This window comes from Dehalococcoides mccartyi, from assembly GCF_001889305.1.
Classification (GTDB): domain Bacteria; phylum Chloroflexota; class Dehalococcoidia; order Dehalococcoidales; family Dehalococcoidaceae; genus Dehalococcoides; species Dehalococcoides mccartyi_A.
Genome location: NZ_CP013074.1, coordinates 40,697 through 54,263, shown reverse-complemented (window position 1 = coordinate 54,263; position 13,567 = coordinate 40,697). Strand labels below are relative to the sequence as shown.

Below are 13,567 nucleotides of genomic sequence, written 5' to 3'. Positions count from 1 at the left end.
ATGAAAATACCTGATTTATATACTTATCTGTCCGAATTTCTAAGCCCTGCTATCAATCCTCTCAAGCTGGAAAAAGGGGCAAACAAAGACTATTATTTGGGGCTTGACTGGACTGAAGCCGCTACCCTCTATCCGAAGCTGGCCGAAGACGGCTTCGGGCTTATCGGCTTATTCGGCCTGGAGGGGTTCAGAGGTTACGAAGGACTCAGCCTTTTATACGTATTTGAAAAAAGGAATTACTCCGGGACGCTGGTAATTATCCGCCGTACAGACAGTCCGGTTGCCTCTGTTGCCGCCATTTTCCCTTCCGCCTGCTACTTTGAGAGGGAAATACGGGATAGCTACGGCTGTGAATTTGAAAATGCCTTTGACCGCCGCCGGCTTTGGCTGCATGAAACCTACCCTGCCAATTTCCATCCGCTGGTAAAAAGTTTTAAAAATCAGCCGCTTTGTCTGCCTGCCGGGGTGGAGGATGAAGCCATGTATCCGTTTAAAAAAGTAAGCGGCGAAGGTGTGTATGAAGTCGGAGTAGGGCCGGTGCACGCCGGTATTATTGAACCGGGGCATTTCCGTTTCAGTGCCATAGGTGAGCCCATTTTAAATCTGGAAGTCAGGCTGTTTTATACTCACCGCGGGCTTGAAAAACTGGCCATGGGCAAGGATATAGATTTCGGGCTTAAAATAGCCGAATCTGTAAGCGGTGATGAATCCGCCGCCAATGCTTATGCCTACTCTGCGGCGGTTGAACACATCTCTTCTATCCGTCCGCCCAGGCGGGCTGAACAGCTTAGGTTAATATTGCTGGAAATGGAAAGGCTCTATTCTCACCTTTCAGACCTTAGCGGTATGCTCACAGACGTAGCTTATCCGGTGGGGGCGGCTGCTCTTATGGCACTGCGTGAAGAACTGATGCGCTGGAACAAACGCCTTAGCGGTTCCCGCTTTTTAAAGGGCATAATTACCCCCGGCGGCTTGCTTCGGGATATACCTACCGGGATTGTAAATGAACTGGCAGATTACCTGCGTGTCTTTGAGGGCAGGTTTAACCAGCAGGTTGAAAAGGCACTGGCCAAGACCTCGGTGGTTGACCGTTTTGAAACTACCGGCATTATAAATAACCGCCTGCTTGTACCCCTTAATATTACCGGGGTGGCAGCCAGGGCTTCGGGGGCGGATATAGATACCCGTTTAAACCAGCCTTACGGCTTGTACTCTGAGCTTGCGTTTGAGCCGCCTGTTTTGCCCGAAGGTGATGTAATGGCAAGGTTTAAGGTAAGGGTTTTCGAGGTGCAGACCTCGCTGGGGCTTATACGCCAGACCGCTTCCAGGCTTTCAGCCGGTGAATATATAGTCCAGCTTAAGCCGCAAAACGGTTACAGCCTGGTATTGGTTGAGTCTCCCCGCGGGCAGTCCCTCCACTGGCTGTGGCTAAGGGACGGGAAAATTGAACGTTATAAAGTGCGTACCGCCTCTTACTGCAACTGGCAGGCCATAGAGCATGCGGTGCTGGGGGATATTATTCCGGACTTTCCCCTGATAAATAAAAGCCTGAACCTATCTTATGCCGGGACAGACCTGTGAGGTATCTGCCGTGAAAAACGTTTTAAACAATATTTTTAAACCCAAAGTATGCCGGCAGATGCCAAAGGGTGATTCGGACTTTGATAAACTGGGCATTGCCCTGAAAACCGAGATACATGCTATCTTCGGGCGGAGTCTGGCTATCAGGGCGCTGGACAGCGGCAGTGACAACTCTGCCGAAATAGAACTGAATAACCTTTCCAACCCCTATTATGACATTGAGCGTTTCGGCATCAGCTTCGTTGCTTCGCCCCGCCACGCAGATATATTGATAGTTACCGGTGCGGTCAGCCAGAATATGGCTGTTGCCGTCAGGAAAACTTTTGATGCCATGCCCTCCCCCAAGCTGGTAATAGCCTTGGGAGATGATGCCTGCGGCAACGGCATTGTCTGCGGCGGTTACGGGGTACTGGGCGGGGTTGATAAAATATTGCCGGTAGACCTGAAGATACCGGGCAACCCGCCTGAGCCAATCCAGATAATCACTGCCCTGCTGGGGCTTATGCGGTCTCTGGGTAAGAAATAACCCCTCCCTGTTGCCCCCTGCGGCCAGAGTCTCCTTTTTTACATTCTGCTATTTCTGTATCTGCTTTGGCTCTCAGCCATTTTGAATCCCCGAAAAGCTTATGTTTATTTGGTCTTGACGCCGCATAGCAGTACGCCTTATAATTGCAACAATTACTAAATGCAACAAGATGCAATAATAAATCAGTTGCAAATAGCATTCAGGCAACACCTCATAAATGAAAGGAGACAGCAGGGTATGGCATGTTTTTTGGTGGTTGCAGGCGAGGCCGTGATTACCACGGTTGTTCAGAAAACAGTAGAAAAAAAGGAAAAACAGCAGGATATCAAAGCGGATAATACATCGGGCATAAGCTGGGGCAGGAAACTGGGCTGGCTCAACAAAATGCTCTGGGGCGGCACGGTGCTGCTGGCTTTGGAGCATGTCTGGCATGGCGAGGTTGTACCGTGGTGGCCGTTCCTGACGGCTATGGAGAATCCGGCTGATATCTCTCCCATGCTGCATGAAATGGCTACAATAGGCGGCGCTATGGCGCTTACAGTCACTGCCATCTGGGCAGTCATGGTACTTGTTGCAGATGCCAAGTTTAAAGCATCTGCCAGGGCAAATAACATTGGTGCAGGTGCATAATGTGGCTGATAATGACTTTGGCTGCCGCTATTATTACCACTGCTATCTGGTATATAAAATCTCCGAATGACAAGTATAAACTGGGCTTTCTCAGTCTTATGTTCTGGGGTGCAAGCATAATGTGGCTGGTTGATCATGTAATGGCCTATCTTCAGGAAGGAGGTGAATTTCTGGAAATTAATCAGGACGCAGCCTTCTTAGGAATAAGCGTAATCATCTTCGGGTTTCTGGTATGGGAAATTGTGCTGCTTGCCAGTGACCCCAAAGGAGTTATTAAAAAAGCTTTAACTAAATAGTAATTGTTCCTCATCTCTAATCTCTTTTAAAGGGCGGCTAAGAGCCGCCCTTTTTATTATTAAGAAGCAATCTGGATTTTGCCCCAAGACCGGCAATATAATAGTTAAAAGACTATACAGAGGAACATGCTGATGTCTGAAAAAGTAACATGGAAAGACAAATTGCGGGCAGACCCTATTCCTTGGTTACTGGAAACAGATTTATCCCAGCCGGCAGTCCGTTACTTTACCCTCAGGGATATTATCGGATGCGGGCAAAATGACGCTGCGCTGAAAGAAGCTAAGGCCTCCATTATGTTAAGCGGGCCTGTTCCCTCTATACTGGCTGCCCAGTCCTCTGAAGGGTACTGGCTGCACCCCGGTGCGGGTTATTCACCCAAATACCAGAGTACTGTCTGGCAGATTGTTTTTCTGGCCCAGCTGGGGGCAGATAAATCTGATGGCAGGGTAAAAAAAGGTTGCAATTACCTGTTTGAATATAACCAGTCAAAGGCCGGCTGGTTTTCTTATAACGGCACTCCTTCAGGTTTTATTCACTGTCTGGCGGGCAACCTTGAAGCGGCTCTGATAGATTTGGGGTGGCTGGAAGATGAACGTCTGCAAACTGCCATTGAAAAACATGCCAGATTTATTACCGGGGATGGCATGGCAGATTCCGCGGCTGCGGGTGTAACAGACCGCTATTATGCTTATACTCCCGGGCCAATGTTCAACTGCGGTCCTAATGGAGGATTGTCTTGCGGCTGGGGGGCTGTAAAGTCACTCAACGCCCTTAGCAGAATTCCTCCGTCAAAACGTACCCCGGCTGTAATACGGGCACTGGACCGAGGCTTGGATTTCCTGTTCCGGTACAACCCTGTGGCGGCGGATTACCCCTTTGGCACCGGCAGCAAACCAAGTTCCAGTTGGTTTAGTTTCGGTTATCCCTTGGGTTATGCAGCTGATATTCTGCAAACGCTGGATGTATTGTCCGCTCTGGGTTATGCCCGTGACCCCCGCTTGGCTGAAGCCATAGATTTGGTGCTTTCCAAGCAAGACCCCAAAGGACGCTGGCCTATGGAATGCCGCTTTACCGGCAAAACTTGGATGGACATAGAAAAAAACAGACATTCCAGCAAGTGGATTACCCTGCGGGCTCTCAGGGTTTTGAAAGCGGCTTTTCCAGAGTAATGCTTATGATGTGATTTCACATTGTAGTAGGGCTTTTTGTCTCTTGACTAGTATATAGTGTAAGTATATACTATGCACTATAGAGTAGTTGAGATGAGAAAATCAGATATAAACAAACAGGGACTACTGCGTATAAGTGAAGTCGCAAAAGCAACCGGGGTTTCTTTGCCGACTATCCACTACTATACCCGTGAAGGTCTGCTGTTTCCCTCCCTCAAGACGGCTCACAATATGGCCTACTATAGCCCTGATTGCGTTAAGGATATCCTGCTGATCAAAGAGCTTCAATCAAATAAATTCCTCCCTTTATCTGTAATAAAAATTATATTACAGGCCAGGCGGGATGGTCAGGATATTGAGCATGTGGCCGAGATGGAATCTGTACTGGGTGATATATTTCAGCCAACGCTTGATGAAACTAAATCCGGCAGTATATCTCTGGCTGAACTGATATCTGTCTCCGGTTTAACCGAAACAGATATAAAGGAACTGGTTGCCAAGGGAGTTATTTTTGCATCCGAAACTGAAAAAGGGCCGGTGTTTGAAGGTATAGATATACGTATCGCCCAAATAGCTAAACGGCTGTTTACATTTGGCTTGAAACCGGCTGATTTTGAGATTTACAGGCAATACATGGAAATAATCCGCAGTGAATTCAAAACTATGCATGAGATTATCCATCATTTGCCGAACCACGAAGTAATCCCCCTTAAAGAATTGTTTAAACTGGCAAGTGATTTCAAGGGGTGTTTGGCTACCAAAATCTATCGGCAGGAAGCCCGTCACCTTCAGGAACACAGCTAATCGCAAGGAGAAAACTGGTGAAACTACACAATCCTATACCTAGACACAACTCAACCGAACATATTTATCTTGATACGTCCAAATGCTTTGCTTGCTGGAAATGTGTTGAAAATTGTCCTAATGGTGTTATAGAAAGTATCAGCATTTTTTCCCACACTCATGCCCATATCCGCAGGCCAGATGTCTGCAAAGGGTGTTTGAAATGTGCTAAGGTCTGTCCTCAGCAGGCTATTACACCGGTGCGTTCTATAGTTAGTTCAGGGGCAGCCCTATGAGAAAAGTTATTTGTTTGTCTATGGCTGTATTATTCTTGGCTACCATAATAACCGGAATTGCGGAAGCCCATGTCCAACCCGGCAATTCCGGCCACCATGTGGTTGTGGCAATAGCTTTTATTGCCTCAATACTTATCCATCTTGTATTAAATCGAAAATCTTTTATTCGTTATTTATCAGGTTAGGTTTGCAGATCGTGTAAATGATAGACAGTATCAGTATGGACTTTGAGTTAAATATTCGGTTTAGTTGTGCAGGTGCTTGTTTTTGAGCATGACTTAAAATGCATGTTATCAGGAGGCTAGGATTGCAGGAAAAGATAAGGCCAACAAAACTGTTATATGAAATTCGCAAGTCTGTCTCAGAGATTTTGGATAAACCTTTTACAGAACATATAGACCATCAGGTCTTCAAAGCTGACCAAAGACTTTTAGCTATCTGGGCTGCAGAATGCGCGGAGCGTGTTCTGCCATTTTTTGAAGAGAATTATCCCGGTGATGACAGGCCAAGAAAAGCAATTGAAATACTCCGGGACTGGATTGACACTGGGGTGTTTAGTATGGCTGTCATACGCAAAGCTTCTCTTGATGCCCATGCTGCAGCCAAAGGGAAGGAAGAAAAAGACGCTGTCTTTGCTGCCCACGCTGCCGGTCAGGCTGTTGGCACAGCCCATGTTGTGACGCATGCTTTGGGTGCGGCACTGTATAGTATTAGAGCTGTTGGTGCCCATTCGGCAGATGTAAATAGTTGGTTCCATGAGTATGATTGGCAGCTTGAACGATTGGCGAATATGTTAAACAAGGAAGAGAGTGACCGAGCCATATCGTAGAATCTCTTTAAAATAAAGACCAATCAGGGATAATCTGAAGGTAACAAATACTGCCAAGGAAAATAGAGCTGAGGTGCCAGTAGGTAGAACGTTAAAAGAATCCAATCTAACTTTCATCCTCAGTTGTTAATCTTAACAATTGGTACCATGATTGGGGCAAGTCAGTTGTTTTCAGAGATAGGTTTTATCTCTTGGTCAAATTTTCTAAGAACTTCATCAAGAGTATCGAGTACCTTATTTATTCGCCTCTATCTCGGATAAAGTATCCAATGGTTTGTTCGAACATGGCCAATTGATTATCTCTGTCAGTGATAATCAATTAATATCTGCTGGATTATTTGGTAAGCTCGTTTTGGGTTTTATCCCAATTCTTGGTGTTTGGCCAATAAAGGAAAAGTGCGCTTATTCCAAGGAAAAGTTCCACGAAGACCCAAAGCAGGCTACCTCCAATTGCTAATATAGCTACTCCCATTATTGCAACAGTAAAGAAAATGCACATGCGTAACATGATAACAAGGTAAACCCCCTGGTCTGTAAAAGGGCGAGAAAACAGCTTTTTCAATAGCTTCGGCATACTATGACCAACCATCCAGAACAGCAATGCCAATATCACAAAAGTGTCTACTGAAATCTGGATAGTGGCTTTATCCAGATATTGCGCGGGTAATAGCTCGAGTATGCCCATTATTATTACAAACACAATGGCAATAGCTATAAGCAAGATGAAACTAAAGGCAATTATCCGTGCGTACCTTTGCATACCACCTCCCAGCTTAATGATTTAGATTATATGAAGAGCAGTTAACAACACTGCAATCCCCGCAAATATTATTATATAACAAACAATCTTTTCTCCGGACTCCGTTGTTTCTGATCGTAATTTGCGTAATCTATACACAGCCATAATAATAAATAAGCAGGCAAGTATAATAGCACCAGTGTCTGACATTGCACTCCCCCTTATGGGCCAAATGGGTTGGGTACTATTGCACATACTCCAAACTTTTTAGTCCTGCTCCAAATAGTAGGCAAAATCCTAACTTATCAGAGTCTGACTGCGAAGAAGGTTTTCTCTTAAATAAAGAAAAACCCGAAAAGATTGTAAGAAAAAGCTCTAACAACAAAAAACCAATGTTCAAGTTCTACCTATGGATACCTTTGGTGGAGCTGAGGGGATTCGAACCCCTGACCTCTGCGATGCGAACGCAGCGCTCTCCCAACTAAGCTACAGCCCCATGTAAAGGGCATTATAACATAAGCCCGCTTTAGCATTAAAGCAAAACACCCGGCCTGCCTTGCCAGTGGACGAAGAATATTGATATACTTGCTAGTTAACCAGAGGTAGGTGAAATGGTAACTACAATGACTCAATATGAAACAGTAATCGGTCTGGAAGTCCACGTTCAGCTGAATACCAAAAGCAAAATGTTTTGCCGCTGCAGTACAGACTATACCAGTGCCGAACCCAATACCCATGTCTGCCCGGTATGTCTGGGCATGCCGGGGGTACTGCCCACTATAAACAAACAGGCGGTGGAATACACCATTATGTCCGGCTTGGCTTTGGGCTGTGATATTGCCTCCTTCAGCAAGTTTGACCGCAAAAATTACAACTATCCTGACCTTATGAAGGGTTACCAGATTTCTCAGTATGACCAGCCGCTTTGCGGCAGGGGATTTATGGATATAAATATAGACGGGGCTATCCGCCGCATAGGCATAACCCGTATTCACCTTGAAGAAGACGTGGCCAAACTCCACCATGAGAGTGATATTAACGGCCAGCCTTACAGCCTTTTAGACATAAACCGCTCCAGCATACCTTTGATGGAGATAGTCAGTGAGCCGGATATGCACACCCCGGAAGAAGCCCGCCAGTACCTTATGAAACTGCGGACCATCATGCGCTATCTGGGTGTTTCCACTGCCAATATGGAAGACGGCAGTTTCCGCTGTGATGCCAATATTTCCATACGGCCTGAAGGCTCAGATGCTCTGGGCGCTAAAGTGGAAGTAAAAAATATGAACAGCTTCAAGGCGGTTTTTTCCGCCTTGGAATACGAAGAAGTCCGCCAGCGGAAAATGGCAGATGAAGGCAAAAAGATAAGCCAGGAGACCCGCGGCTGGCAGGACGACAAATGTCAGACTATCTCCCAGCGTTCCAAGGAATTTGCCCATGACTATCGCTATTTCCCCGAACCGGATTTGCCCCCCCTGCATATCAGCTGTGACTGGATAGAAGCCATCAGGGCTAAGCTGCCCGAACTGCCCGAAGTCCGCAAGGAAAGGTTTATTCAGGGATACTGGCTGTCCGAATATGATGCTTCGCTTCTGACTGCCAGCCGTGAACTGGCAGACTATTTTGAAGCGGTTCTGTCCGAAGCTGATTTTCAGAATATCCCGCAGGACAAGGGCGTAAAGGAAGTGGCTAACTGGGTGGTTGGGCCGGTAAGCTCCATAATGAATACTGCCGGGGCGGATATAAATGCTTTTGCCCTCAAGGTCAGCCCGGCCAGTCTGTGCCATCTTTTGGTGCTGGTTTCAGCCGGCAAAGTAAATGCCGCTACAGCCAAAGCTGTGCTTGAGGATATGTATAGTACCGGGCAGAATGCCGAGACTATTATTGAAAAGAAGGGTCTCAGCCAGATTTCCGACAGTTCCGAGCTGGTAGCCATTGCTAAAAAGGTGCTGGCGGATAACCCCAAGGCGGTTGCCGAATATAACGAAGGCAAGACCCAGGTTATCGGCTTTTTAGTAGGTCAAATGATGAAACAAAGCAAGGGCAGAGCCAACCCTAACATAGCCATGGAGTTGCTTAAGAAAGCTCTGGAGGAAGGATAAACATGCAAACCTACCTGATTATAGCCCAGATAGTGCTGGCCGTAGCCCTCACTCTGGCAGTCCTGATGCAAGTAAAAGGCGGAGGCCTGGGCGGTATCTTCGGGCAGGCAGACAGCGTCTACCGCACTAAAAGGGGTATAGAAAAGACTCTTTTTATACTCACCATCATACTGGTAGTCCTGTTCCTGCTGGTATCTCTGCTTATGCTGAAACTAAGCTAAAGGGGGCTAGTTGTGGGTATTATTACCCTTACTACTGACTTTGGCTTGCAAGATGCCTATGTGGCCGCCATGAAGGGGGCCATCCTGAGTATAAACTCAAATGTCCGTCTGCTGGATATTTCACATCAGGTAGAGCCCCAGAATATTCAGCAGGCGGCCTTTTTGTTGGGTGAGGCCAGCCCCTATTTCCCGGCAGACACCATTCACTTAGCTGTAGTAGACCCCGGAGTAGGCAGCGGCCGCCGGGGAATTATTTTATCCACTCCGGGCGGCATATTCATAGGTCCGGACAATGGTATTTTCAGTTATGTGCTCAGCCCCTATCTGCCCGAAAGTACCAGTAATTTGCTTCCGGCAGAGGGTCTGCTGAAGCTGGATATTCCCCGGGGTGTAGAAGCCTTTCAGTTATCCAATCCCGCTTTCTGGCTTAATCCGGTCAGTGCCACTTTTCATGGAAGGGATATATTTGCACCGGCCGCTGCTTATGTCAGTTTGGGTACTTCCCTTTCGGAATTTGGCCCGCGTCTTAACTGGATAAATGCTTTCCATTTGCCCTGTCCGCAAGCGGAGGTTGACGGTTCGTTTACCGGACACGTAGTGTACATAGACCACTTTGGAAATCTGATTACTGATATTGCCCCCCAAATGCTGCCTTCGGATAAATCTATAAGGCTTGAGATTTCCGGCCGAACCGTTTACGGGCTTTGCCAAAATTACACTCAGGCCAGCGGCTTGCTGGCTGTTATTGGCAGCAGCGGGCGGTTAGAGATTGCTCTTCAGGGTGGCAGTGCCGCCGGTTTGCTTTCGGTCCGCCCCGGTGATTGCTTTCATCTTAGTTTTCTAAATTCTTCCAAAGGTTGAAAACAGACAAAAAAGGGCCCCGTAAAAGATTCGGGGCCCAACTGTATTCCAAGCCATATTCAATTTTCGGGGGAAACGGTCGTTCCTTACTTTCCCCGCCTGGCCAAAAAAGCCAGATTTCTCGTTAACCGTAGAGTGAGTGAACCGGAAAGCTCAGGAACCTTCGCTGCTCTTTGCCGGATTGATAATGCTCAACTCCCCCTAGCTTCCACCAGCGAAGAGCCTGTACAAGGGAAAAACCAAGTACATAACAGAGCCTGCAGTTTCTCCAAATGCCTTGCCTCCTTCTGCCGGTATTGGCAAGGAACTCTCTTGCCTATCCTTATTATACCACGCCTTGTACATTCGCAAGTATCTTATACGAAAATGCACTGCGTGCATACACTCTTGCCTCAATCTGCGGTAAACGCTATTATTAGCATAATCTGGGTATGGAAAGGGGCAGGCAAATGATTAAAATTTCTATACAGGGAGCTCGCGGCTCTTTTCACGATATTGTAGCGCGCCATAAATTTCCCGGCGATTCCGAGATTATTGAAAGCAACACTTCTCATCAGGTATTTGAAGATGTTAAAAAAGGGCTGGCTGATTACGGAGTTGTAGCTATAGAAAACTCTCTTTACGGTTCGTTTCTGGAAAATTATGATAATTTACTTAACTACGAAAGCAAGATAGTCGGTGAAACTTATCTGCATGTTATCCTGAACCTGATTGCCCTGCCGGGTGTGAAGATGGAACAGATACGCGAAGTCTATACCCACCCTATTGCCATGATTCAGGCCGAATCTTTCCTTGAGAAACACCCCAGTGTGATACGTATAGAAAGCCACGATACCGCCGGCAGTGTCCGCATGATAAAGGAAAAAAGCCTGAAGACCGCTGCCGCCATAGGCAGCAATCTGGCCGCCCAGCTGTATGACATGAAAATACTGGCAAAGGATATTGAAACCGAAAAGCAAAACTACACCCGTTTTCTTATTATAGCCAAAGAACCCAAATACCCGCCTCAGGCGAACAAAACCTCTCTGGCTATAAAGGCTGAGAACAACGCCGGCAGCCTCTACAAATGCCTCAAATGTTTTTATGATCAGGGCATAAACCTGTCCAAGATAGAATCCCGCCCCATTATGGGACGTACCTGGGGTTATTATTTCTATCTGGATTTTGAACGGGGACTGAATACCCCTGAAACTCAGCGTGCCCTGAAGGAACTGGAAAAAGTGACCGAGAGCATTCATATTTTGGGTTCATATGAACAGGGTAAAGTATTTGAGGAATAGCCCTGCAACTTCTTTAAATTGAAAACAGTATCCTTAAGCTACTGATTTGCCGGCCTCTTTCGGGGCCGGTTTTTTTGTGTTTTCCGGTTTCTTCCAGGAAATAATCATTTCGAGTTACCCTTTAAAGCCTGCTTGTACCCACTAGGATAATGCCGTTTTTTATAAGTATTTTTACATATAGGAAATAAGTAAAAATGCCTAACATATATTACGTATAAAAGCGGATAGTAAAAGGCCTATCTGATTGTATAATTTATTCATGAATTGGTGTTCACTGATTAAGATATTTTCTTAGTGAGGTGTGGCTTGCATTATGGCGCTCAGGAGAGACTGGGTGGCGTTGTGGAAGAACAGGTTTCAGTTAAGAGGATTGGAGGAATTTATGAGCAAGTTTCATTCAATGGTATCACGCCGTGATTTCATGAAGGGTCTGGGTCTTGCTGGGGCAGGTATTGGCGCAGTTGCTGCTTCAGCCCCTGTTTTCCATGACATTGACGAACTTATCGCCTCTGATACAGCTGTTCAGCCGCGTCCCTGGTGGGTCAAAGAGCGCCCTATTGATGACCCTACTATAGAGGTGGATTTCAGTATGATGGAACGCCATGACGGGCGTAATCAGGGACAATCCGCCAGAGTCAGAGCGATTTATTACGGGGCAGACAGAGTTTTGGGTGCTGCAGCTTTATCCGCTGCCGAACTGGCTGAAAGAACTGCTTCAAATTATCCCGGGTATACTTACCGTTCCAGGGCACTGGCCGGTAGTTTTAAACGGGTTTCTCAGGGCACTTCTCCCGGTTGGGCTGAAACCAAAGACCCCGCTCCGGTAAAAACTCCTGAAGAACGGGGTGAACCAAAGTGGACGGGTTCACCTGAAGAGGCTTCCCGTATGCTTAGGGCGGCTATGCGGGCTTATGGTGCTTCGCTGGTGGGCTATACCGAGCTTACTCAGGAACATCGTGACCATGTTATTTTCTCGTATGAGAAGGGCGATTCCAACAACGAAAAATACATCGGTACTACCGTTCCTGTTACCGCTGCCCGTCCTATTGTCTTTGAAAGTGTACCTAAAGCATATGAAACTACTGAAAAACTGGTTATCCCCAATGTACCCCTGTGGGAAATAGCCCTTTCAACCCAAGGTTCAAATGAACTCTGGCGTTCGGCTGGCACTTTGCTGGGCGGTATGGCAAATGCTAATACCTTCTACAATTGTGCTAACCTGCACGCTTCCACCTACAACTTCCTGCGTTACCTTGGTTACCAGCTTATCGGCACTATCGGTAATGATTCCCGTTATGTGGGTTCCGAGGGAGGAGCAGCTATCATGGCCGGTTTGGGTGAAGCCAGCCGCCAGAAGCTTTATACTCTCACCCCCGAATATGGTGCACCCGGACGTTTGTATGGCGTCTTAACGGACCTGCCTCTTGAACCTACCCACCCCATAGATGCAGGCATTTACCGTTTCTGCCACTCCTGCCAGAAGTGTGCAGATTCCTGTCCGCCGCAGTGTATATCTAAAGAAAAAGAACCTTCCTGGGATTTGCCGCTGACAGAGGGCAAAGAGACTATATACTCGGTGAAGGGCACTAAAGCCTTTTATAACAATCTGCCTCTCTGCCGCCAGTATTCCAACGAAACCTCCCATGGCTGCCGTATCTGCTGGGGTGAATGTACTTTTACCGTAAACCGAGGCGCTCTGGTTCATCAGATTATCAAAGGCACTATTGCCAATGTTCCTCTCTTCAACACCTACTTCTACAAGCTGGGTGCTGCCTTTGGCTATGGTACTGACCCTGAAAAAGCCGAAACATGGTGGGATCTCAGTCTGCCTACCCTTGGTCAGGACTCAACAATTGTTGCGGCTGATGCCGGTTACGGTAAATAGGAAAGGAGATTAAAGCTTTATGTGGTTTTTTATAGGAATCATAATTGGGGCTTTAGTACTGGGTTTAATCTGGTGGCTGAGACGCAAAAATTTTAACCTTACCTGGTACGAGTGGGTTATCGGCATACTTGGGCTGCTTTTGTTGGTATTTACCCTGCAAAACTTTATGGGCAGCTTTGAAGAAGTAGAATCCAAGGCCGCCTACATGTTCCTGTTGGTTACCGGTTTGCCGGCTCTTATCCTCTTAGCGCTCAGCTGGCAACTGGCCGCAAGGAGAATTGCTAAAGTCTGAAACCTGTAATGCCGCAGGTATAAATATGCCGCGTTAACACTTGCTACAGTGCCCGAATCTGAGAAGTTCGGGCACT

The 13,567-nt window shown here is 46.9% G+C and carries 16 protein-coding genes and 1 tRNA gene; 15 read left to right on the top strand and 2 right to left on the bottom strand.

Translation table 11 applies throughout. From position 1 onward, the window contains the following. From ASJ33_RS00255 to ASJ33_RS00215, 9 genes are all read left to right on the top strand, one after another. Positions 1-1,581, top strand: a complete 1,581-nt coding sequence (locus ASJ33_RS00255) for an NADH-quinone oxidoreductase subunit C (RefSeq protein WP_023652894.1) — start codon at positions 1-3, stop codon at positions 1,579-1,581. Between the two features lie 10 nt (positions 1,582-1,591). Further along, complete coding sequence (locus ASJ33_RS00250) at positions 1,592-2,107, top strand: NADH-quinone oxidoreductase subunit B family protein (RefSeq protein WP_023652893.1); 516 nt, start codon at positions 1,592-1,594, stop codon at positions 2,105-2,107. Positions 2,108-2,344: 237 nt separating this feature from the next. Then, complete coding sequence (locus tag ASJ33_RS00245; RefSeq protein WP_041331608.1) at positions 2,345-2,737, top strand: hypothetical protein; 393 nt, start codon at positions 2,345-2,347, stop codon at positions 2,735-2,737. Then, the gene (locus ASJ33_RS00240; RefSeq protein WP_041331607.1) at positions 2,737-3,033 is read left to right on the top strand and encodes a hypothetical protein; all 297 of its coding nucleotides are present in this window, start codon (positions 2,737-2,739) and stop codon (positions 3,031-3,033) included. The genes ASJ33_RS00245 and ASJ33_RS00240 overlap by 1 nt, the downstream gene beginning before the upstream one ends. Positions 3,034-3,165: 132 nt before the next feature. Continuing rightward, positions 3,166-4,203, top strand: a complete 1,038-nt coding sequence (locus tag ASJ33_RS00235; RefSeq protein WP_236886602.1) for a nitrogen fixation protein NifH — start codon at positions 3,166-3,168, stop codon at positions 4,201-4,203. A gap of 72 nt (positions 4,204-4,275) precedes the next feature. Next, positions 4,276-5,007: a MerR family transcriptional regulator gene (locus tag ASJ33_RS00230; RefSeq protein ID WP_236886601.1), complete on the top strand. Its 732-nt coding sequence runs from the start codon at positions 4,276-4,278 to the stop codon at positions 5,005-5,007. Next, positions 4,950-5,282 (top strand): 4Fe-4S dicluster domain-containing protein, encoded by a 333-nt coding sequence (locus tag ASJ33_RS00225; protein WP_313769646.1) that lies wholly within the window; start codon positions 4,950-4,952, stop codon positions 5,280-5,282. The genes ASJ33_RS00230 and ASJ33_RS00225 overlap by 58 nt, the downstream gene beginning before the upstream one ends. Continuing rightward, entirely contained in the window at positions 5,279-5,467 is a 189-nt protein-coding gene (locus ASJ33_RS00220; protein WP_012882674.1) for a hypothetical protein, read from the top strand. The genes ASJ33_RS00225 and ASJ33_RS00220 overlap by 4 nt, the downstream gene beginning before the upstream one ends. 122 nt (positions 5,468-5,589) lie before the next feature. Next, positions 5,590-6,111: a putative immunity protein gene (locus ASJ33_RS00215; protein WP_236886600.1), complete on the top strand. Its 522-nt coding sequence runs from the start codon at positions 5,590-5,592 to the stop codon at positions 6,109-6,111. A 334-nt stretch (positions 6,112-6,445) separates the two neighbouring features. Here ASJ33_RS00215 and ASJ33_RS00210 read toward each other — a convergent pair whose 3' ends face one another. Both ASJ33_RS00210 and ASJ33_RS00205 read right to left on the bottom strand, forming a co-directional pair. After that, a complete protein-coding gene (locus ASJ33_RS00210; RefSeq protein ID WP_023652885.1) occupies positions 6,446-6,871 on the bottom strand; it encodes a hypothetical protein in 426 nt (141 codons plus the stop codon). A 399-nt stretch (positions 6,872-7,270) separates the two neighbouring features. Further along, positions 7,271-7,346, bottom strand: a tRNA-Ala gene (locus ASJ33_RS00205). Positions 7,347-7,473: 127 nt separating this feature from the next. Between ASJ33_RS00205 and gatB the strand changes: the two genes are divergently transcribed. From gatB to ASJ33_RS00170, 6 genes are all read left to right on the top strand, one after another. Beyond that, entirely contained in the window at positions 7,474-8,952 is a 1,479-nt protein-coding gene (gene gatB / locus ASJ33_RS00200) for an Asp-tRNA(Asn)/Glu-tRNA(Gln) amidotransferase subunit GatB (protein WP_023652884.1), read from the top strand. 2 nt (positions 8,953-8,954) lie between these two features. Beyond that, entirely contained in the window at positions 8,955-9,173 is a 219-nt protein-coding gene (gene secG / locus ASJ33_RS00195) for a preprotein translocase subunit SecG (protein ID WP_011309994.1), read from the top strand. A 12-nt stretch (positions 9,174-9,185) separates the two neighbouring features. Continuing rightward, a complete protein-coding gene (locus ASJ33_RS00190) occupies positions 9,186-10,034 on the top strand; it encodes an SAM hydrolase/SAM-dependent halogenase family protein (RefSeq protein WP_041331606.1) in 849 nt (282 codons plus the stop codon). A 449-nt stretch (positions 10,035-10,483) separates the two neighbouring features. After that, positions 10,484-11,314 carry a prephenate dehydratase gene (pheA, locus tag ASJ33_RS00180; protein WP_012882670.1) on the top strand — a complete coding sequence of 277 codons (831 nt, stop codon included), beginning with the start codon at positions 10,484-10,486 and terminating at the stop codon, positions 11,312-11,314. 382 nt (positions 11,315-11,696) lie between these two features. Further along, positions 11,697-13,199 (top strand): reductive dehalogenase, encoded by a 1,503-nt coding sequence (locus tag ASJ33_RS00175; RefSeq protein ID WP_041331600.1) that lies wholly within the window; start codon positions 11,697-11,699, stop codon positions 13,197-13,199. 19 nt (positions 13,200-13,218) lie between these two features. After that, entirely contained in the window at positions 13,219-13,491 is a 273-nt protein-coding gene (locus ASJ33_RS00170; protein ID WP_012882668.1) for a hypothetical protein, read from the top strand. Positions 13,492-13,567 lie beyond the last annotated feature (76 nt).